The sequence below is a fragment of the Halomonas sp. IOP_31 genome (genome assembly GCF_021151495.1).
Lineage (GTDB): Bacteria > Pseudomonadota > Gammaproteobacteria > Pseudomonadales > Halomonadaceae > Modicisalibacter > Modicisalibacter zincidurans.
Genome location: NZ_JAIRBP010000002.1, coordinates 75,169 through 95,948 on the forward strand (window position 1 = coordinate 75,169; position 20,780 = coordinate 95,948).

The 20,780-nt window shown below is 66.2% G+C and carries 19 protein-coding genes; 11 read left to right on the forward strand and 8 right to left on the reverse strand.

The window, feature by feature from the left end; genetic code table 11:
- Positions 1 to 62: 62 nt before the first annotated feature.
- Both thrC and K7I12_RS02100 read left to right on the forward strand, forming a co-directional pair.
- On the forward strand, positions 63 to 1,463 hold the full coding sequence (gene thrC, locus K7I12_RS02095) for a threonine synthase (protein WP_231662849.1): 1,401 nt from the start codon (positions 63 to 65) through the stop codon (positions 1,461 to 1,463).
- Positions 1,464 to 1,548: 85 nt separating this feature from the next.
- Positions 1,549 to 3,372: a single-stranded-DNA-specific exonuclease RecJ gene (locus K7I12_RS02100; RefSeq protein ID WP_231662850.1), complete on the forward strand. Its 1,824-nt coding sequence runs from the start codon at positions 1,549 to 1,551 to the stop codon at positions 3,370 to 3,372.
- 198 nt (positions 3,373 to 3,570) lie between these two features.
- Here the strand turns inward: K7I12_RS02100 and K7I12_RS02105 are convergent, their stop codons facing one another.
- Positions 3,571 to 3,990, reverse strand: coding sequence for a VOC family protein (locus tag K7I12_RS02105; RefSeq protein ID WP_231662851.1), 420 nt, complete (start codon positions 3,988 to 3,990; stop codon positions 3,571 to 3,573).
- Positions 3,991 to 4,067: 77 nt separating this feature from the next.
- A complete protein-coding gene (locus K7I12_RS02110; protein WP_035575371.1) occupies positions 4,068 to 4,565 on the reverse strand; it encodes a MerR family transcriptional regulator in 498 nt (165 codons plus the stop codon).
- Positions 4,566 to 4,873: 308 nt separating this feature from the next.
- On the opposite strand from K7I12_RS02110, the gene K7I12_RS02115 reads away from it, so the two are divergent.
- Positions 4,874 to 6,199, forward strand: a complete 1,326-nt coding sequence (locus K7I12_RS02115; protein ID WP_231662852.1) for an OmpP1/FadL family transporter — start codon at positions 4,874 to 4,876, stop codon at positions 6,197 to 6,199.
- 87 nt (positions 6,200 to 6,286) lie between these two features.
- Here K7I12_RS02115 and K7I12_RS02120 read toward each other — a convergent pair whose 3' ends face one another.
- Genes K7I12_RS02120 through K7I12_RS02135 form a run of 4 tightly spaced genes read right to left on the reverse strand, consistent with a single transcriptional unit; the run spans position 6,287 to position 11,429 of the window.
- Entirely contained in the window at positions 6,287 to 7,885 is a 1,599-nt protein-coding gene (locus K7I12_RS02120; protein ID WP_231662853.1) for an ABC transporter ATP-binding protein, read from the reverse strand.
- Positions 7,886 to 7,894: 9 nt separating this feature from the next.
- Positions 7,895 to 8,803 (reverse strand): ABC transporter permease, encoded by a 909-nt coding sequence (locus tag K7I12_RS02125; protein ID WP_231662925.1) that lies wholly within the window; start codon positions 8,801 to 8,803, stop codon positions 7,895 to 7,897.
- A gap of 56 nt (positions 8,804 to 8,859) precedes the next feature.
- Entirely contained in the window at positions 8,860 to 9,786 is a 927-nt protein-coding gene (gene oppB / locus K7I12_RS02130; RefSeq protein ID WP_231662854.1) for an oligopeptide ABC transporter permease OppB, read from the reverse strand.
- 56 nt (positions 9,787 to 9,842) lie between these two features.
- Positions 9,843 to 11,429, reverse strand: a complete 1,587-nt coding sequence (locus K7I12_RS02135) for a peptide ABC transporter substrate-binding protein (protein WP_231662855.1) — start codon at positions 11,427 to 11,429, stop codon at positions 9,843 to 9,845.
- A gap of 344 nt (positions 11,430 to 11,773) precedes the next feature.
- On the opposite strand from K7I12_RS02135, the gene prfB reads away from it, so the two are divergent.
- The 7 genes from prfB (at position 11,774) to rimI (ending at position 18,370) form a co-directional block, all read left to right on the forward strand.
- A protein-coding gene (prfB, locus tag K7I12_RS02140) for a peptide chain release factor 2 (protein ID WP_231662857.1) occupies positions 11,774 to 12,872 on the forward strand; the annotation gives its coding sequence in 2 pieces (ribosomal slippage) (positions 11,774 to 11,848 and positions 11,850 to 12,872; 1,098 coding nt in all).
- 98 nt (positions 12,873 to 12,970) lie between these two features.
- Positions 12,971 to 14,488, forward strand: coding sequence for a lysine--tRNA ligase (gene lysS / locus K7I12_RS02145; RefSeq protein WP_031384705.1), 1,518 nt, complete (start codon positions 12,971 to 12,973; stop codon positions 14,486 to 14,488).
- Positions 14,489 to 14,811: 323 nt separating this feature from the next.
- Positions 14,812 to 15,198, forward strand: a complete 387-nt coding sequence (locus tag K7I12_RS02150) for a hypothetical protein (RefSeq protein WP_031384704.1) — start codon at positions 14,812 to 14,814, stop codon at positions 15,196 to 15,198.
- 82 nt (positions 15,199 to 15,280) lie between these two features.
- Complete coding sequence (locus tag K7I12_RS02155; RefSeq protein ID WP_031384703.1) at positions 15,281 to 16,672, forward strand: MFS transporter; 1,392 nt, start codon at positions 15,281 to 15,283, stop codon at positions 16,670 to 16,672.
- An 82-nt stretch (positions 16,673 to 16,754) separates the two neighbouring features.
- Positions 16,755 to 17,066 carry a BolA family protein gene (locus K7I12_RS02160; protein ID WP_031384702.1) on the forward strand — a complete coding sequence of 104 codons (312 nt, stop codon included), beginning with the start codon at positions 16,755 to 16,757 and terminating at the stop codon, positions 17,064 to 17,066.
- Positions 17,020 to 17,919: a hypothetical protein gene (locus tag K7I12_RS02165; protein WP_150113119.1), complete on the forward strand. Its 900-nt coding sequence runs from the start codon at positions 17,020 to 17,022 to the stop codon at positions 17,917 to 17,919. Before K7I12_RS02160 ends, K7I12_RS02165 begins: the two co-directional genes overlap by 47 nt.
- Positions 17,912 to 18,370 (forward strand): ribosomal protein S18-alanine N-acetyltransferase, encoded by a 459-nt coding sequence (rimI, locus tag K7I12_RS02170; protein ID WP_231662858.1) that lies wholly within the window; start codon positions 17,912 to 17,914, stop codon positions 18,368 to 18,370. Before K7I12_RS02165 ends, rimI begins: the two co-directional genes overlap by 8 nt.
- Before the next feature lie 61 nt (positions 18,371 to 18,431).
- On the opposite strand, the gene K7I12_RS02175 is transcribed toward rimI, so the two are convergent.
- Positions 18,432 to 18,641: a cell division protein ZapB gene (locus K7I12_RS02175; RefSeq protein WP_231662860.1), complete on the reverse strand. Its 210-nt coding sequence runs from the start codon at positions 18,639 to 18,641 to the stop codon at positions 18,432 to 18,434.
- 69 nt (positions 18,642 to 18,710) lie between these two features.
- Entirely contained in the window at positions 18,711 to 19,355 is a 645-nt protein-coding gene (gene rsmD, locus K7I12_RS02180) for a 16S rRNA (guanine(966)-N(2))-methyltransferase RsmD (RefSeq protein ID WP_231662861.1), read from the reverse strand.
- Between the two features lie 92 nt (positions 19,356 to 19,447).
- Between rsmD and ftsY the strand changes: the two genes are divergently transcribed.
- A complete protein-coding gene (gene ftsY / locus K7I12_RS02185) occupies positions 19,448 to 20,779 on the forward strand; it encodes a signal recognition particle-docking protein FtsY (RefSeq protein ID WP_231662862.1) in 1,332 nt (443 codons plus the stop codon).
- The last annotated feature ends 1 nt before the right edge of the window (position 20,780 follow it).

Below are 20,780 nucleotides of genomic sequence, written 5' to 3' on the forward strand. Positions count from 1 at the left end.
GGGCATCGAGCGAGATGGCTCGCGGCTCGTAGGCTCGAAGCTCGTCACTCACGGAGTGAATCATGCGCTATATCAGCACGCGTGGGCAGGCGCCCGCGCTTAACTTCGAAGACGTGGTACTCACCGGCATGGCCAGCGACGGCGGGCTCTACGTGCCCAAGAGCGTGCCGACGCTGTCCCGCGACGAACTCGCGGCGATGGCCGGGCTGTCCTACGCCGAGATCGCCTTTCGAGTGATGAAACCGTTCGTCGGCGGCGAGATCGACGACGCGACCTTCCGCGACATCGTCCACGACGCCTACGCGACGTTCAGCCACGAGGCGGTGGTGCCGCTCAATCAGCTCGACAGCAACCACTTCCTGCTCGAGCTGTTCCACGGCCCGACCCTGGCCTTCAAGGATGTCGCCCTGCAACTGCTGGGCCGGATCCTCGATCATTTCCTCATCAAGCGCGGCGAGCGCGCAGTGATCATGGGCGCCACCTCCGGCGATACCGGTTCGGCGGCGATCGAGGGCTGCCGGCATTGCGACAATCTCGACATCTTCATCCTGCATCCGCACAACCGCGTCTCGGAAGTGCAGCGCCGGCAGATGACCTCGGTGCTCGCGGACAACGTCTTCAACATCGCCATCGAGGGCAACTTCGACGACGCCCAGGCGATGGTCAAGGCCAGCTTCGCCGACCAGGCGTTCCTCGACGGTACGCGGCTGGTGGCAGTGAATTCGATCAACTGGGCGCGGATCATGGCGCAGATCGTCTACTACGTCGCCGCCGGCGTGGCGCTCGGCGCGCCGCACCGCGAGGTCAGCTTCTGCGTGCCCTCGGCCAACTTCGGCAACGTCTTCGCCGGCTACATGGCCTACCAGATGGGCCTGCCGGTCAAGCAGTTCGTGATCGCCACCAACGCCAACGACATCCTGCACCGCACGCTGGCCGACAACGACTTCGCCAAGCGCGAACTCGCGGCGACCCTGGCGCCGTCGATGGACATCGTGGTGTCATCGAACTTCGAGCGGTTGCTGTTCGACGCCTACCAGCGCGACGGCGAGGCGGTACGCGCGCTGCTCGAACGCTTCCAGCACGAGCCCGCCGCGCTGGCCGAGGCGCCGCTGGCCCGGCTGCGCGAGAAATTCGCCAGCCACAGCGTCGACGATGCGACGATCCTCGAAGTGATCCGCGAGGCGCATCATCGCACCAAGCAACTGCTCGACCCGCACACCGCTACCGGCTACCGCGCCGCTGAGGTCTGCCGGGCGGACGCCGCCACGCCGATGATCACCCTGGCCACCGCCCACCCGGCCAAGTTCGCCGATGCGGTGGTCAAGGCCGGCTTTCCCGGCGTGCCCCTTCCGGCGCACATGGACGACCTGCTCGAGCGCGAGGAGCGCTATACGGTGCTGCCGGCCGAGCTGGCCGTGGTCCAGGCGTTCGTCGCCGAGCATCGTCGCATGCCAGCCGCCTGATTCGCCGTCCGGTATTCAGGGGCCGACTCGCGCGGCCCCTCGTTCCTCGTATTTTGTCGTCGTGACCGAGTCGCAAGGAGCCGTCGTGCCCGCCGTCATCACCGAATCCCCGACCGAATCCTCAAGCAGCGATCTGCTGACCCGGCGTATCCGGGCGCGCCCGCGCGACGCGGCGCTCTACCAGCGTGGGCTCGATGCGGGGCTTTCCGAGTTGCAGGCGCGTATCCTCGCCGGGCGGCTCGCCGGCTACCAGGGCGAGCTGGAACCGCTGGTGACGCCCAGCCTGCGCCATCTCGAGCATCCCGAGCGGCTCACCGACGCCCGGCGCGGTGCCGAGCGCATCGCCCGGGCGGTCGCCGAGGGCGAGCACATCGGCATCCTCACCGATTACGACGTCGACGGCATCACCTCGCACGTGGTGATCCTGCGGACCCTGAACGAGCTGTTCGGGGTGCCGGCCTGCAAGCTGCACAGCCTGATCGGCCATCGCATCTTTGATGGCTACGGCATCAGCCTGCCGCTGGTCGAGCGGGCGCTGGCGCTGTCGCCGCGGCCCAGCGTGATCATCACCGCCGACTGTGGCTCTTCCGACGAGCCGCGCATCGCCCGGCTGCGCGAGGCCGGCATCGACGTCATCGTCAGCGACCATCACGCCTTGCCGGTGGAGGGGCCGCCGGCCTCGGCCTACGCCACCATCAACCCGACCCGCGAGGACTGCGGCTTCCCCGATCCGACCATCGCCGGCTGCATGGTCGCCTGGCTATTGATGTCGCTGAGCCGCGCGGTGCTGATCGAGATCGGCCATGCCTCGCCGTCGACGCCCAAGCTGTCGCCGTGGCTGTCCTACGTGGCGCTGGGCACCGTCGCCGACTGCGTCTCGCTGGGCGGCAGCGCCATCAACCGCGCGGTGGTGACCCAGGGGCTGACGCTGATCAATCGCATGCAGTCGCCCTGCTGGCGGGTGATGGCCGAGCGCCTGGGCGCCGACAGCACGCCGTTCGACGCCGAGACGCTGGCCTTCCAGATGGGCCCGCGGATCAACGCCCGCTCGCGGCTCGACGACCCCTATGCAGCGTTGCACTTCATGCTGGCCGCCGACGACGCCAGCGCGCGCGAGCATCTCGAAGTGCTCGATGCCGACAACCAGTCGCGCAAGGCGATCGAGGCCGAAATGACCGAGCTGGCCCGCGAACGGGCGATGGCCCAGCTCGCCGAAGGCGCCCGGGTGATGATCGTGCATCTCGATCAGGGCCATGCCGGGGTGCAGGGCATCGTCGCATCTAGGCTGGTCCAGGCCTTCGGGCGGCCGGCGCTGGTGCTGACTCCGGCGGTCACGCCGGGCATGCTCACCGGCTCGGGGCGCTCGATCGACGGCCTGCACCTGCGCGATGCGCTGCAGCGCGCCTACGAGCTGGCGCCGCAGGCGCTGCCGCGCTTCGGCGGCCATCGCGGCGCGGCGGGTGTCGGCGTGCCCCGCGAACGGCTCGAGGAGTTTGCCGCGGCGCTGCGTCAGGCAGCCGACGAACAGCTCGGCGAGTGCGAGCTGTACCCTTGCGTGTATACCGACGGCGAGCTGCTGGCGGCGCAGCTGTGCCTGACCACCCTCGACGAGCTCGAGCGGCTGGCGCCGTTCGGTCGCGAGTTCGACGCGCCGCTGTTCGATGGCGAGTTTCTGGTCGACGGCCTGCGGGTGGTCGGCGCCGATGGCAGCCACGTGATGCTGACCTTGAGCCAGGGCCAGGCCAGCGTGCGGGCGATCTGGTTTCGCGCCCTGACGCCGGGCGAATTGCCGGCCTTCGATCTCGGTGCACGGCTGCGCTGCGCCTACAAGCTCTCGCGCAACCGCTGGAAGGGGCAGGAGTCGCTTCAGCTAATGATCGAGCATGCCGAGCTCTGCCGGGAAGGCTGATTTATTGCTGCGCTCGATATCCTGACCATCGGCGGTACGCGCGATCCTCATTTACTGGAGTAAATTCCGGTCGCTGTGTTCCGGCGATGGCCAGCCTCTCGTCGCTCGCGACATAAATCAGCTCTCCCTGGAACCAAGGGCTGACCGAAAGAAGATTGATGATTTCAGTGCACCTCGGCATCCATGAGTCGCTCACTGCTAGTAGTTCGGCCAGACACCGGGGGTGGCGAGTTCCAGCAGATGGCCGTCGGGGTCGCGAAAGTAGAGGCTCTCGCCGCCACGCGGCCAGTGGGTGCGCCCCTCGATTGCTACCGTGTGTTCGGCGAGCCGCGCTTGCCAGGCGCCGAGCTGGTCGGCGTCGATGGCCAGCGCCATATGGCTGCGCCCAGCGCCGTCGTGGGGCGGAATGGTACCCATCGCGTCCGGCAGGATGACGGTCTGCCCGGTCTCGCCGTGCAAGAACAGCAGCAGTACCGTCCGGTTGCCGACATCGTAGGCGGTGAAGCGATGATCGGCGGTGAACGGCGCGAGTCCCAGCACCGTTTCGAAAAAGTCGCGGGCACGCGGCATGTCGGCGACATACAGCGCCGTCTCGAGGACGCCGTTGAGGGTCGGCATGGGCTCTCCGGAAATGGCGGTATTCGACTCAGCATAGCAATGCCGAAGCCATGAGGCGCTAACGAACGATGGGCTGGTCAGCCGCCGTAGGTCAGGCCGCCGGGGTCAGCGGCCAGGTGGTGGCGCGGTGTTGAACGATCTCGCTCATGAACGCTGTTTGCGGATTGGCACGGTTGGTTCCAGTGCTCGATCAGCTGGCAGATGGTATTGCCGTCGGGCACGCCATCGGGCATTTCGGCCCAGCTGTTCAACGCGCTTCCCATGCGCGCGGCCAATTGCTCGAGTTCGCTGATGCGCTGCTGGATCTCGGGCAGACGCGCGGCGAGCAGGTCGCGCACCATGGGACACGGCGAATCGCCGTGGTCGGCGTGACCGAGGATCTCGCCGATCTCCCTGAGGCTGAAGCCCAGCGTGCGGGCACGCTGAATGAAGCGCAGCCGGGTCAGCGAGTCGTTGCCGTAACACTGGTAACCGTTGCGCGGATCACGTTCGGGATGAAGCAGGCCTTCGCGGGTGTAATGGCGCACCGTTTCGGCGGTGACGCCGGCGCTGCGGGCCAGTTCGATGACTTTCATGGCGCCTCCTGGGCAGGCTCTTGGCAAGGAATCTATAACCTGAGGATCATACATGGATAAAGGGTCGGGTCGAGGGGTTGGTAAAACGGCCAAGCGCAACATAGCGATTCCGCGCTATCCAGCATGGCGCGGGGCCTGGCGAGAAGGGTACGCATCGTCTTCGACCAATGGATAGGTGTTGCAGGCAATTGAAACGGTCGTTTGTTCTTGACTTGGTTTCATCGATCAGCCAAAACGACTAGGACTGCCATTATCTGGTAGGGGCAAGCCCATCATCACGCCAGCTTAAGAATAGGGAACGGATCATCATGCACAACAAGATCAACAAGCTCACCATCGCGATTGCCGCTGCCTCGGCGGCGCTGGTTTCTAGCCAGGCCATGGCCGGTGCCTTCCAGCTCAACGAACAGAGCGTCAGTGGGCAGGGATCTGCCTTTGCGGGGCGAACTTCCAACGTGTCCGATGCCACCATCGTGTTCGGCAACCCGGCGGGCATGTCGTTTCTCGATCGTGCGCAGCTGAGCGCGGGGGCGACGTATCTCGACGTCAATACCGATATCAAGAATGCTTCGGGGGCCCAGCCCGTGTTGAACCCTAGCACCGGTGCGCTGGGGCTCACGTCGACGGCCGGCTCCAATGACGGCGATATGGTGCCGGGGACGGCGGTCCCGTTCGGCTACTACGTCCATCCTCTCAATGATCGCATGGCGTTCGGCTTTGGCGTCTACGCCCCGTTCGGCCAGATCACCGACTACGAGAGCGGTTTCCAGGGACGCTACTTCGGCAACAGGACCGAAATCCAAGTCATCACCGCCCAGCCGACGCTCTCCTACCGTTTCAATGACCAGTTTTCCGTCGGTGTCGGTGTGACCTACAACATGATGGAGGGCCAGCTCGATGCACGTACGCCCAATCCCTTGAACCCGACGACTGCCGGCGACGGTAGCGTCAAGATCGATGGTGACGACGAGGCATGGGGCTACAATATCGGCCTGATCTATCGTCCCATGCCATCGACCACGCTGGGCCTGACCTATCGTTCCAAGGTCGAGTACGAACTGGAAGGCGATGCCAAATTCGACAATGTCGTGGGCATAGGATCGCGCTCGGCAGCCAATCCGCTCGCCATGGGCTCGCTTAGCTCCTCCGGTTCGCTGGACCTGACGTTGCCGGAAACCATCGATTTCTCGATCACCCATAAACTGGACGATCGCTGGACGGTGATGGCCGGGGCGGCTTTCGTCCGCTGGAGCCGCTTCGATAAGCTGATCGTCGAAAACGAGGTGATGCCGATCGAAGAGGCGCAAAGCTACGAGAATGCCTGGCAGTTCGCCGTGGGCGCCGCCTACCAGCTCAACCCGCAGTGGGTACTGCGTAGCGGCCTGGCCGTCGACGAGTCGCCGATTCCGGATGATGCCCGTACCGTCCGTGTGCCGTCCTCTGATCGTACCGCCGTCTCCTTCGGTGCCGGCTGGACTCCCATGCCGGACATGACCATCGATCTGGCCTACACCTATCTCTGGGAAGACACCGCACCGGTGAGCCAGACGGACGAAGAGAACGGCTACCGCTACCAGGCCGACTACGAGAACTCCGCTCACGGCTTCGGCGCGCAGCTGACCTATCGCTTCTGACCCTGGCGTACGCTTTGGCGTATCGAGAAAAACCCGGCCTGGTGCCGGGTTTTTCGGGTTCTGGCGAACGGCCTGCAGCGCCGTTGGTCAAGCGGCGTCGTTGACGAAGGCCGCCCGCATCAGTTCCTGAGTGTAGCGCTGTCTGGGGTTGGCGAAGATCTCCTGCGTCGTGCCCTGTTCGACGACCCGCCCTTCCTTCATCACCAGCACGGTATCGGCGAGCGCACGTACCACCGCCAGATCGTGGCTGATGAACAGGTAGGTCAGGTCGTGCTTGCGCTGCAGCTCACGTAGCAGGTCGATCACCGTGACCTGTACCGAACGGTCGAGCGCCGAGGTGGGCTCGTCGAGCAGCAGAAATTCCGGTTTGAGCACCAGTGCCCGGGCGATGGCGATGCGCTGACGCTGGCCGCCGGAGAACTCGTGGGGATAGCGATTGCGCATCGCCGGGTCGAGCGCGACTTCCTTGAGTGCGGCGATCACCTGCGCTTCGCGCTGGCGGCGGTTGAATTCCGGATGATGCACGCCCAGCCCCTCGCTGATCACCTCGCCGACGGTCATGCGCGGCGACAGCGAGCCGAAGGGGTCCTGGAAGACCACCTGCATGCGCGAGCGCAGCGGGCGCATGCCCGATGCGTCCAGTACACTGAGATCGTGATCGCCGAAGCGAATATCGCCCTGGCTCTTGAGCAGCCGCAACAGCGCCCGGCCGAGTGTCGACTTGCCCGAGCCGGACTCGCCGACGATGCCCACGGTCTGGCCGCGACGGATGCTCAGGTCGATACCGCGCACCGCCTCGAAGTATTCGCTGTCGCGGAACAGGCGTTTGTTGAGCGTGAAGCGCACGCGCAGGCCCCTGGCCTCGAGCAGCACCGGCAGGGTGTCGTCGACCGGCGCCTTGCGACCGTGGGGGTCGGCATCGATCAGCATGCGCGTGTAGTCGTGCTGCGGGTTGCCGAACACCTCGCCGGTGGTGCCGCTCTCGACCAGCTCGCCGCGACGCATCACGCACACCCGGTCGGCGAAGTGGCGGACGATGCCCAGATCATGGGTGATGAACAGGATCGCCATGCCATAGCGCGCCTGCAGGTCCTTGAGCAGCGCCAGGATCTGCGCCTGAACGGTAACGTCGAGCGCGGTGGTGGGTTCGTCGGCGATCAACAGTTCCGGCTCGCAGGCCAGCGCCATGGCGATCATCACTCGCTGGCGCTGGCCCCCGGAAAGCTCGTAGGGGTAGCTGTGTGAGCGTCGGGCGGGCTCGGGAATGCCGACCTGCTCGAGCAGGTCGACGACCTTGGCGCGAGCCTTGCGGCCCTTGAGCCCGCGGTGCTTTTCCAGCACCTCGGCGATCTGCGCCCCGATGCGGTGCAGCGGATTGAGCGAGGTCATCGGCTCCTGGAAGATCATCGAGATGGCATTGCCGCGGATGCGCCGCATGCGCTTGGGCGTGACCCTCAACAGATCCTCGCCCTTGAAGCGAATGGCGCCCGAGGTCTGGGCCAGTTCGGGCAGCAGGCGCATCGCGGCGGTCGATGACACCGACTTGCCCGAGCCCGATTCGCCGACCAGCGCCAGCGTCTCGCCGGGCTGGATCGAAAAGCTCACCCCCTTGACCGCGGAGACCGTGCCGGTGGGCAGTTGGAAGTCGACCGTCAGGTTGTCGATTTCGAGTAACGTGTCGGACATGGCGTTTTCCTAACGGGTCTTGGGGTCCAGGGCGTCACGCAGCCCATCGCCCAGGAAGTTGAGACAGAATAGCGTCGTGGCGAGGAACAGCGAGGGCACGATCAGCAGCCACGGCGCGCTCTGCATCATGTCGGTGCCTTCGGAGATCAGCACGCCCCAGCTGGTCAGCGGCTCCTGCACGCCGAGGCCGAGGAACGACAGGAAGCTCTCGAGCAGGATGACCTTGGGCACGGTGAGCGTGACGTAGACGATCACCGGGCCGATGGCGTTGGGAATCAGATGGCGGGTGACGATCTTGCGATCGCGCACGCCCAGCGCGTGGGCGGCCTCGATGAATTCGCGCTGCTTGAGCGCCAGCGTCTGGCCACGCACGATGCGCGCCATGTCCAGCCATTCGACCGCGCCGATGGCGGCATAGATCAGGAAGATGTTGCGCCCGAACACCACCATCAGCAGGATCACCAGGAACATGAACGGCAGCGAGTACATGATGTCGACGAAGCGCATCATGACGCTGTCCAGGCGTCCGCCGACGTAGCCGGAGATGGCGCCGTAGAGTACCCCGATCACCAGGCTGACGAAGCTCGCCACCAGCGCCACCGACAGCGACACGCGGCCGCCGTAGAGGGTGCGGGTGAGCAAGTCGCGACCGTTGGCGTCGGTGCCCAGGAAGTGGCCATTCTCGAGGCTCGGCGCGGCGTTGAAGGCGCTCCAGTCGACTTCGGCGAGCCCCCAGGGCAGCAGATAGGGGCCGATCAGGCAGGCCGCGGCGATCGCGATCAGCAGCACCAGGCTGACCATCGCCGCCCGGTTCTGCTTGAGCCGTCGCCAGGCGTCTCGGCTCAGGCTCTCGCCAGCGACCGGATCGCCGGCCGCCGGGTCTGGCTCGGCGGGTGGGTTGGGGCCGCCGGCGGGCATGTTGTGGCCGCTGTAGGGCGTGGTGTCGGTGGTCATGGCAGTGCATCCCTGGCCGGTCAGTCGTCATAGCGGATTTGCGGGTCGAGCGCGGAATAGATCAGATCGACGAGCAGGTTCATCAGTACGATCAACGCGCCGTAGAACACCACCGTGCCCATCACCAGGGTGTAGTCGCGGTTGAGCGCACCCTGCACGAAGTAGCGGCCGATGCCGGGAATGCCGAAGATCTGCTCGATCACCACCGAGCCGGTGATGATCCCGGCGATCGCCGGCCCCAGGTAGGAGGTCACCGGCAGCAGCGCCGGGCGGATCGCATGGCGCCAGATCACCTGGCGCTCGGAGAGTCCCTTGGCGCGCGCGGTGCGGATGTAGTGGCTGCCGAGCACCTCGATCATGCTGGCACGCATCATCCGCGCGATGTAGGCGATCTGCTGGATCGACAGGGCGATCACCGGCAGCACCAGGTTGGGCAGCGCGCCGCCATTCCAGCCGCCGGCCGGCAGCCAGGCGAGCAGCACGCCGAAGACCAGCGCCAGGATCGGCGCGATCACGAAGTTGGGCACCGCGATGCCGGCCAGCGCCACGCTCATCACCGCATAATCGACGCCGGAGTTGCGTCTGAGCGCGGCGATGATTCCCAGCGGCAGGCCGAGCAGCAGCGCGAGCAGGATCGCCAGCCCGCCGATCTCGAGACTCACCGGGAAGCCCTGGGCGATCAACTCGGTGACCGAGAAGTCCTTGTACTTGAACGACGGACCGAAATCGCCCTGCAGCAGGTTGCCCATGTAGCGCAGGTACTGCATCGGCAAGGGGTCGTCGAGATGATAGGCCGCCTTGAGGTTGGCCTCGATCTCGGGTGGCAACTGGCGCTCGCCGTCGAACGGGCCGCCCGGGGCAACGCGCATCAGGAAAAACGAAAGGGTGATCACCACCAGCATCGTTGGGACGGCCTGCAGCAGCCGCTTCAGCGTATAGCTCAGCATGGAGTATTCCGCACGCCGCCCCGGCAGGGGCGGCGAATTCGTCATGGGAAGGGGGCTTACTCGGTGAAGGTCACCCAGCGCGAGGGGTGGTCGTCCTCGGCGTTGTCCTGCCAGCCGGCGATCGACGGATTCACCAGATTGCGCGTCACGTAGTAGAGCAGCGGCGCCAGGGCGTAGTCGTCGAGGGCGACGTTCTCGGCCTGCTGCAGGAGTTGCTGGCGCTTGTCGAGATCCAGCGTATTGGCGGCCTGGTCGAGCAACTTGTCGTACTCGGGGTTGGAGTAGCCGCCGTAGTTGTTGCCGACACCGCTGCGCAGCAGGGTCAGGAAATTCTCGGCATCGTTGTAGTCGGCGATCCAGCCGGCCCGGGCGATATCGAAGTCGCCCTGCTGAATGGTCTGATAGTGGACGGTGGCCTCGGCGTTGGTCATCTGGATATTGACGCCGAGCGGCTTCCACATCGCCGCCAGGGCGATGGCGATCTTCTTGTGCTCGTCGGAGGTGTTGTAGCGAAGCTGCAGGTTCAGCGGGTTGTCGGGGCCGTAGCCGGCCTCCTTGATCAGCTGCTTGGCCTTGGCCAGGCGCGCCTGATAGTCACCATCGACACCGTCCATGCGCTGAACCTCGTAACGGCTGGTGCCCGGCGGGACCAGCGAGTAGGCGTCCTTGAAGCTGCCGGCCATGATCTGCTCGGACAGCACCTTGCGCCGCACCACCAGGTTGAGCGCTTCGCGGACCCGTGCGTCGGCGGTCGGCCGGCCTTCGCGGGCGTTGAGCACGTAGTAGTAGGAACCCAGCATCGGGCTCAGGTGGGTGGCGTCCGGCAGATTGTCCTTCAGCCACTGATAGCGGCTCGACGGATAGTCGCGGATGATGTCCAGCTCGCCGGCGCGAAAGCGCGAGATCGCGGCGTTGCGGTCCTCGGTGGTGAAGTAGTTGACACCGTCCAGGGAAACCTCGTCAGCGTCATAGTATTCGGGGTTCTTTTCGACGCTGATGCGCGACTGCGAGATCCACTCGACGGGCTTGAAGGCGCCATTGGTGACGATGTTGTCCATCTTGACCCAGTCATCGCCGTATTTCTCGACGGCATGCTTGGGTACCGGATACGCGGTGTAGTGGGTCAGCAGTTGAAGGAAGAACGGCGTTGGCGACTCGAGGGTGACCTTGAGGGTCTTGCCACCGTCCAGCGACTCGGCGCCGAGCGCGTCGAGCGGCTTGTCGCCTGAGTTGACCGCTTTGGCATTCTTGATCGGGTAGAGCAGATAGGCGTACTTCGAGGCACTGGCCGGGTCGAGGAGGTGCTGCCAGCCGAACACGAAGTCCTCGGCGGTGACCGGCTCGCCGTCCGACCACTTGGCACCCTCGCGCAGACGGAACGTATAGGTCTTGCCGTCTTCGGAGACCTCCCACTCGGTGGCCATGCCGGGCATCAACTCGCCTTCGGGGTTCTGCTTGAGCAGACCCTCGTAGACGTCCATGAGGATCTGCGATTCCCATACCCCGCCGGAGACCTGCGAAGTGTCGAAGGAGGCCAGCTCACCCATGACCCCGATGTCCAGGGTCTCGGCGTACAGCGGGCCGGCCATCAGGCCGGAGGACAGGACGATGGCGGCGATCAGCGAACGACGTTTGAAGTGCATAGCTTTTCCTGGCTGGTTGTTGTTGTCTCGATGACGACTGAGCCATTAGCAGGCTCGCTAAAGTCACGAACTTGTCAGACCATCTCGCTACGCCGGGGCGATGTCCATTGCGAATTTTGAATATGGCTTTTCGAATTACGCATAGCCGCTCTGCGTCGCAAGCTACACGGCGCTTGACGGTGGGTGGTGTTTGACGGCGGCGATGCCTCGCGCCCGGTGGGGCGGATGACGGTCCTGCCCGGTTTGGCTACAATGTCGGTCTTTTCTCGTGCGCCGGGTTCCTGCCCGGCGCCTTTGACTGCAGCTTTTTACTGAACGTCACCGCACGCCGACACAGGATCACCATGCAAGAGATCAATCCGATCAATCAGCAGATCAAGGACCTGTCCGCACGGACAGACGTCCTGAGGGGGTATCTTTGACTATGCCGAGAAGAAGGATCGGCTAGAGGAGGTCACCCGCGAACTCGAGAATCCGGACGTCTGGAACGATCCGGACCATGCCCAGAAGCTGGGCAAGGAGCGTTCGACGCTCGAGCAGATCGTCGCCACCATCGACCAGCTGGACCAGGGCCTCGGCGACAATGCCGACCTGCTGGAGCTGGCGGTGATGGAAGAGGACGACGATACCGTCGACGAGGTTCGCAGGGAGCTCGATCAGCTCGAGGCGGCGCTCGAGCAGCTCGAGTTCCGGCGGATGTTCTCCGGCGAGATGGACGCCAACAACGCCTATCTCGACATCCAGGCCGGTTCCGGCGGCACCGAAGCCCAGGACTGGGCCAACATGCTGTTGCGCATGTACCTGCGCTGGTGCGAGCACCATGGCTTCAAGACCGACATCGTCGAGCTTTCCGCCGGCGAGGTGGCCGGCATCAAGTCGGCGACGCTGCACGTGCAGGGCGAGTACGCCTTCGGCTGGCTGCGCACCGAAACCGGCGTGCACCGGCTGGTGCGCAAGAGCCCGTTCGATTCCGGCGGGCGCCGCCACACCTCGTTCGCCTCGGTGTTCCTGTCGCCGGAGATCGACGACAGCTTCGAGGTCGAGATCAACCCCGCCGACCTGCGCACCGACACCTACCGCTCCAGCGGCGCCGGCGGCCAGCACGTCAACACCACCGACTCGGCGGTGCGCATCACCCACGAGCCCAGCGGCATCGTCGTCTCGTGCCAGAGCCAGCGCAGCCAGCACGCCAACCGCGACTTCGCCATGAAGCAGTTGAAGGCCAAGCTGTGGGAGCTCGAGATGCAAAAGCGCAACGCCGCCAAGCAGGAAGCCGAGGACTCGAAGGCCGACATCGGCTGGGGCAGCCAGATCCGCTCCTACGTGCTCGACGACCAGCGCATCAAGGATCTGCGCACCGGCGTGCAGTCGAGCAACTGCGAGAAGGTGCTCGACGGGGATCTGGATCAGTACATCGTGGCCAGCTTGAAGCAGGGGTTGTAGCCTCGAGCTGCGAGCCACGGGCCCCGAGCGATAGCTCGTCGGTGTGCGCTCGTAGCTCGTGTCTCGCAGCCCGTAGCCAACTCTTTACAGGTAACGACATGGCGAATCAGGACAACCCGCAATCTTCCCCCGAGGCCCAGGACGAGAACCGCCTGATCGCCGAGCGCCGCGCCAAGCTGGCCGCGCGTCGCGAGCAGGCGGCCGCCCAGGGCGGCAGCGCCTTTCCCAACGACTTTCGCCGCGACAGTCTGGCCGCCGAGCTGCAGGCCGAGCTGGGCGACAGGGACAAGGCCGAGCTCGAGGCGCTGGGTCGTCAGGCGGCGGTCGCCGGGCGCATCCTGCGCAAGCGCGGGCCGTTTCTGGTGATCCAGGACGTCTCCGGGCAGATCCAGCTCTACGTCGACAAGCAGGGCCTGCCCGAGGACGTGCTCGAGGACGTCAAGGGTTGGGACATCGGCGACATCGTCGCCGCGCGCGGGCCGGTGCACAAGTCCGGCAAGGGCGATCTGTACGTCAAGATGGACGAGGCGCAGCTGCTGACCAAGAGCCTGCGCCCGCTGCCCGACAAGTTCCACGGCCTGACCGACATGGAAGCGCGCTATCGCCAGCGCTACGTCGATCTGATCATGAACCCCGAGTCGCGCCGCGCGTTCGAAGTGCGCGCCGGCGTGATCGCCTCGATCCGTCGCTTCTTCGAGGCGCGCGGCTTCATGGAGGTCGAGACGCCGATGCTGCAGCCGATCCCCGGCGGGGCGACGGCGCGGCCGTTCACCACCCACCACAACGCGCTGGACATCGACATGTACCTGCGCATCGCCCCGGAGCTGTATCTCAAGCGGCTGGTGGTGGGCGGCTTCGAGCGGGTGTTCGAGATCAACCGCAACTTCCGCAACGAGGGGCTGTCGACGCGCCACAACCCCGAGTTCACCATGCTCGAATTCTACTGGGCGTATGCGGACTACAAGGACCTGCTCGATCTCACCGAGGCGATGATCCGCAATGCCGCCGAGGAAGTGCTGGGCACCAGCGTGCTGAACTACCAGGGCGCCGAGTACGACCTGGGCCGGCCGTTTCGCCGCCTGACGCTGCGCCAGGCGATCCTCGAGCACGGCGACAGCCTGACCGAGGATGATATCGCGACCCTCGAGACGGCCCGCGCCACCGCCGAGCGCCTGGGCATCCAGGCCAAGCCCGGCTGGGGGCTGGGCAAGCTGCAGACCGAGATCTTCGAGGAGGTCGCCGAGCATCGCCTCGACCAGCCGACCTTCATCGTCGAATACCCGGCCGAGGTCAGCCCGCTGGCGCGACGCAACGATGCCGATCCGTTCGTCACCGACCGCTTCGAGTTCTTCGTCGGCGGGCGCGAGATCGCCAACGGCTTCTCGGAGCTCAACGACGCCGAGGACCAGGCCGAGCGCTTCGCCGCCCAGGTCGCCGAGAAGAACGCCGGCGATCTCGAGGCGATGTATTTTGATGCCGACTACGTGCGCGCGCTGGAGTACGGTCTGCCGCCGACCGCCGGCGAGGGCATCGGCATCGACCGGCTGGTGATGCTGTTCACCGACAGCGCCTCGATCCGCGACGTGCTGCTGTTTCCCGCCATGCGCCCGGAGTGAGGCTGGGCTACGGGCTACGGGCTACGGGCTACGGGCTACGGGCTACGAGCCACGGGCTACGGGCTACGGGCTAGCCTGATGCTCGCGGCTCGCGGCTCGCGGCTCGCGGCTCGCGGGAAGTATTGGTAAGCGGCGCCGCGAGCGCCCATAATGAGCGGCGTTTCGACGCCGCGCCATCGAGACACTGCTGCTGCTTCGGCACGCGTTCCCGGACAGGTCTGCCGAGACCCGTCCACCGGGAGTTCGTCTGTCGAAGACGCCATCTGTCGAGGAGCCGTTTGTCGAGGCCCATCTGTCCAGGCCATTTCTCCAGGAGAGTGACGATGAAACTGCTCAACCGTTCCGCGCTGAGCGTCAAGCCTACCCAGGCGTTCGTCGACTGGGTCAACTCGCTGGAACCAACCGTCGGCGAGGACGACCTGACCCTCGCCGACGTCGATAGCGAGAGCACCGTCTACCTGATTCCCGAGATGGACACCCCGGAAGCGCTGGCCGCCTATGTGCGCGAGCGCCACCTCGACATCCTCGAGAACGAGCTGCGGGCCTGGGAGGAAGACACCCGGCAATGGCCCGACCGCCTCGACTGGGCGCTGTTCGAGCGCTTCGTGGTGGTCGAGCACAGCTACCTGGCGCTCGATCTCGAGGACGACGAGCCCATCGAGATCTCCGATATCGACGATGAGTTGCTGCTCGAAACCGACGAGGACTGAGACCGTCGGTGAGCCGCTCGAGCCATTCCCGCCACGCCCCTGAGCCCGTTTCGCTTGCGCCTGTCGGCCGGAGCCGCCCGACATGCTGATCAAGCGACTGTTCGAAACCCGCCCCGGTGACACCGGATTGCCCGGCCCGCAGCGCCGTCTGGCGATGCTGGTGCTGATACTCGGTACCCTGATGGCGGTGCTCGACGGCGGCATCGTCAACATCGCGCTGCCGACCCTGGCCCGCGAGCTCGACGTCAGCGAGTCCCGCGCGGTATGGATCACCAATATCTACCAACTGGTCAGCGCCTCGACGCTGCTGGCGTTCGCCGCGCTGAGCCGGTTGGTCGGCCGTCACCGGCTGTATATCGGCGGGTTGGGCGTGTTCACGTTGGCTTCGCTGGCCTGTGCGCTTTCGCGCAGTTTCGAATGGCTGGTGGTGTCGCGGATGGTGCAAGGGATCGGCGCGGCGGCCATGCTGAGCATCGGCCCGTCGATGTATCGGGTGATCTTCCCGCCGCGCCTGCTGGGCTCGGCGATCGGCCTGGGCGCGCTGGTGGTGGCTTTCGGCATCGCCTTCGGGCCGTCGCTGGGCGGCGCTATCCTGTATCTGGCGAGCTGGCCCTGGCTGTTCGCCATCAACGTGCCGATCGGCATCGCCGCGCTGGCTCTGGCGCTTCGCGCGCTGCCCCGCGAGACGCCCGAGGCGGGGCGCTTCGACTGGCCCGGGGCGCTGCTGTCGATGGTCATGGTCAGTGGCTTCGTGTTCGCCCTCGACCGCCTCGGCCGCGACCACGCCAGTTCGGCGGCGCTGTTGCCGCTCGCGGCGAGCCTGGGTTGTCTGGTGCTGTTCGTGTGGCGTCAGCGCCGTGCAATGAGCCCGCTGGTACCGCTGGTGATCTTTCGCGAGCCGCGCTTCAGCGTGGCGGCGGTGATCTCGATGCTGGCGTTCATCGCCCAGGGCGCGGCGTTCGTCGGTCTGCCGATTCTGTTCCAGAGCGTGATGGGCCTGAGCCCGATCGCCGCGGCGGTGCTGTTCACGCCCTGGCCGCTGGCACTGATGCTGACCGGTCCGTTCGCCGGCCGCCTGGCGGATCGCTTCAACCCGACGCTGATCTCGTCGCTGGGGCTGGCGATCTTCCTGCTCGGCATGCTGACGTTGGCCATGCTCGGCGAGGCGGCATTGCCCGGCGACATCGCCTGGCGGGTGGCGCTGTGCGGGGTCGGCTACGGGATCTTCCAGGCGCCCAACAATCGCGAGATGATCGGCAGCGTGGCGCTCGAGTACAGCGCCAACGCCTCCGGCGTACTGGCCTCGGTGCGCACCTTCGGCCAGGCGCTGGGCACCGCGATGGTCGGCATGATGCTGGCGCTGCCGTTCGGCTCGCTGTCCCTGGCGCTATGGCTAGGTTGTGGCTTCGTCGTGGTGGCCCTGGTGCTGAGCCTGTGGCGCGTGCCGCTGGCGAGGCGTTCCCGCGCGGCGTGAGCGAGCCTTATCCAGCGCGTGGCTTATCCAGCGCGTGGCTTAGACGTTACAATGAAACGCTTGCGACCCGGGAGGAGACGCCATGAATGTTCAGGCACGAATCGAAGACAAGCTGCGCTCGCTCGAGCCGGTCCATCTGACCGTCGAGAACGAGAGCCACATGCATAGTGTGCCGGCCAACTCGGAGACCCACTTCAAGGTCACGCTGGTATCTGAACGTTTCGCCGGGCTGATGCCGGTCAAGCGCCATCAGCAGATCTACGCGACGCTGGCCGACGAGCTGTCCGGCCCGGTGCACGCCCTGGCCCTGCACCTGTACACCCCGGCCGAATGGCAGGCGCGCGGCAATGCGCGCCCCGATTCGCCCAATTGCCGGGGCGGCAGTGGTGGTTGATACGGCGGGCGAACCGCAGCGCTCGCAATATCTTGAAGCGATGGGGCTGACCGTCTGGGTCAGCCGCTATCGGCTGCCCAACGCCCTGGAAACGCCGCGTTGCGAATGGCCGGAGGCGCCCGTCGAACCCCGTCAGCCGCCGGCAAGGCGCCTGCATGCGCTGCTCGACGACGCCCGCGAAGCGACCGCACAGGCGACGCCGCCGGCCGCCACCCCGACGCCGCGGGCCGCCGGCTCGCCGACCAAGCGGGCCCGGGCGCTGCTCGGCAAGCCGCAGGCCAGTGAGCCCGAAGCGCCGGTTCCCGCCGACTCATCGGCAGGCTCAGCGGGCATGAGCGTCGAGGAAGTGCCCGGCGAGGCGCTGCGCTTCACGCTGCAGGTCGCCGCGCTGGAAGGCCGTTGGCTGATTCTGCAGGTCGCCGACGGCGCGCCGTCGTCCGCCGCCCGGCGGCTGCTGGCCAACCTGTTCAAGGCTGCCGCCATCGAGACCGCGCAGCCACCGGCCTTCGAAGCCTTCCGTTGGCCATTGATGGACGACATCCCGGCGCAGACGCCGCTGGAGGAGGCCCGCGAGGGCCTGCGAGCATTCATCGAGGGTCGGCGCCGGCGCGGCTGGCAGCTCGAGCGGCTGCTGTTGTTCGGCGCTCACCACGATCTCGAGCGGGTGCTGGAGATTGCCGAAAGTCGCAGTCGGCTGCTCGAGCTTCCCGCCTGGTGCGGTCCCGCGCTGGACGAACTGATGGCATCGGCCGACGCCAAGCGGGACCTGCTGCCGCTGTTGGTGGACTGGCGCAAGGCCTGGCATCGCGGCGCGAGCCACGTCGATGAAAGCGGCAGGGTGAACGATGACTGAGCTACGGCTGAGCAGATTGACCCCGGGGGACATCGACGAACTGACCGCGCTCGAACGCCTGGGGCAGGCGCACCCCTGGCGCGAGGCGTGGCTCAGCGAGGCGCTCGACGACGGTCATGCCGAATGCTGGGGGGCGCATGACGGGCGCGGTGCGCTGGTGGGGCATGCGATACTCTATCGGCTGCCGTTCGAGGCCGAACTCCAGGCGATCACCGTCGATCCGGGGATGCGCCGGCGTGGTGTGGCCCGACGCTTGCTCGAACGCTTGATCGCCCGGGCCGAGACATGGGGCAGCGAGCGCATGCTGCTCGAAGTGCGCGGTACCAATCACGGCGCCCAGGCGCTGTATCGCGCCATGGGCTTCGTCGTCGACGGACGGCGCGCGAACTATTACCCGGCGCATGCCGGGCGGCGCGAGGATGCGCTGCTGATGTCGCGAGTGTGCAAATAATAAGCCGTGCGGGCTGGTACCGGCAGCGGAGAATCGCTACCGGCGGCGACAGACTCTCCGCTCAGGAAAGCGGATGCCGGGCGCTCTCGCTGCCTTCCAGTTCACGGAACTGGGCCAGCAGGCCGTTCAGGCGGCGTTCCCACTCCTCGTGTTCCTGTTTGAGGCGGGCATTCTCCTCGCGCAACTCCTCGGCTTCCATCTTCAGCATCTCGAGCGACTCGATCGCGTTGCCGACCTTCTGTTCGAGCTGATTGAAAAGTTCGCTGCTCATTCGTCTCTCCTGAATTATTGGCCTGAACTGCTTGCCTGAATCTTCGTGTGCGGCGCGGCGTGCTGGCCGTCAGCGTACGCCGTGGCCTATGGCGCGACAAGCGTCTCCCGGCGGAGACGCCTGGCGCCGGTACAGCCGCCCGTGGGTGTCTCCGGCAGCGACTTCGCGGTGCAGCGCCCAATTGTCCGGGACCTCGACCGGGGCCTCGGCCTCCTGTTCGACATAGACCCACGCCGGGTCGCTCAGCCAGTCGGCATCCTCCAGCGCTCGGCAGGTTGGCGCGACGCGCTGCTGACGAAAGGGCGGGTCGAGGAAGACTACCCCGAAAGGCGTTGCCGGGCCGGCCAGGAACGCCATGACGTCCTTCTCGATCACCTCGCCGCTCACGCCCAGCGTGGCGAGGTTGCCCTCGATGGCCCGGGCGACCGGGGTGGCGGATTCGACGAAGGTGGCCATGCCGGCCCCGCGCGACAGCGCCTCCAGGCCCAGTGCGCCGGTGCCGGCGTAAAGATCGAGCACGCGGGCCCCGGCGAGCTCGAACGCCAGCCAGCTGAACAGCGTCTCGCGCACTCGATCCGGTGTCGGACGCAGTCCCGGGCTGTCGGCGACGCTCAGTAGCCGGCGACGAAACTGCCCGCCGATGATGCGCAGCTTGCCCGACGACTGGGGGGCCCGCCCGCGGCGCGACGGCGGTCTTGAACGATGACGACTCATAGGTGGCGGATTGTACGCGGGGCTTATCCACAGTGGTAGCGGGGGGTGTTACGATGGGCCAATCGTTTACCTGCCAATCGACTGACTCGCCCATGTTCGGTTTATTCAAGCGCAAGAAGAAAGAGCAACCCTCCGATCGCGACCCGTCACTCGACGAGATCGAGCGCGAATCCGACAGCGTGCCCGACGAGAGCCCCGTCGATACGACCCGCGAGGATCTCGCCGTGGAAGCGCGTCGCCCCGAGGACGACGCCCTGGAGGCGGCCTCGGCCGAATCAGCTGCGCCGGACAGCGAAGCGGCCGAACGCCAGGTGGAACTCGACGAGCAAGTGGAAGTGCCGACGTCGGTTGCGTCCGAGTCGCAGCGCGACGTCGGCGAGGTGGATAGCACGCCGCCGGCCATCGAACCCTCGAGCTCCGCCGACGCCGATGAGGCGCCGCCTTCCGACAGCGCCACCGCCGGGCGCGACAAGCCGAGCGGCGCGAAACGGGGCTGGCTGGCGCGCATCAAGGCCGGGCTGGGCAAGACCCGCGCCAACCTTACCGACGGCCTGGCCGATCTGTTCCTCGGCAAGAAGCAGATCGACGACGAGTTGATGGAGGATCTCGAGACCCAACTGCTGATGGCCGACGTGGGCATCGAGGCGACCACCGAGATCATCGACAACCTCACCGCACGGGTCTCGCGCAAGGAACTCAACGATCCCGAGGCGCTGCTCAGCGCACTGCAGGAGGAGTTGATCACCCTGCTCGCGCCGGTGACCACCCCGCTGGAGCTGCCGGCCAAGGGCGAAGGGCCGTTCGTGATCCTGATGGTCGGCGTCAACGGCGTCGGCAAGACCACCACCATCGGCAAGCTGACCCAGCGCTTCCAGAACCAGGGGCGCAGCGTGATGCTTGCCGCCGGCGACACCTTCCGCGCCGCGGCGGTCGAGCAGCTCAAGGTCTGGGGCGAGCGCAACAAGGTGCCGGTGATCGCCCAGCATACCGGCGCCGACAGCGCCTCGGTGATCTACGACGCGCTGTCCGCCGCCAAGGCGCGTGGCGTCGACGTGCTGATCGCCGACACCGCCGGCCGGCTGCACAACAAGAGCCACCTGATGGAAGAGCTCAAGAAGGTTCAGCGGGTGATGGCCAAGCTCGACGCCACCGCGCCCCACGAGGTGATGCTGGTGCTCGATGCCGGCACCGGCCAGAACGCGTTGTCCCAGGCCAAGACCTTCGACGAGGCGATTCCGGTCACCGGCATCACCCTGACCAAGCTCGACGGTACCGCCAAGGGCGGGATCATCTTCGCCCTGGCCAAGCAGCAGGGCACGCCGATCCGCTTCATCGGCGTCGGCGAAGGCCTCGACGACCTGCGGCCGTTCGCCGCCGAGGAATTCGTCGGTGCGCTGTTCGACCGCGACACCGCGGATCGCTAGC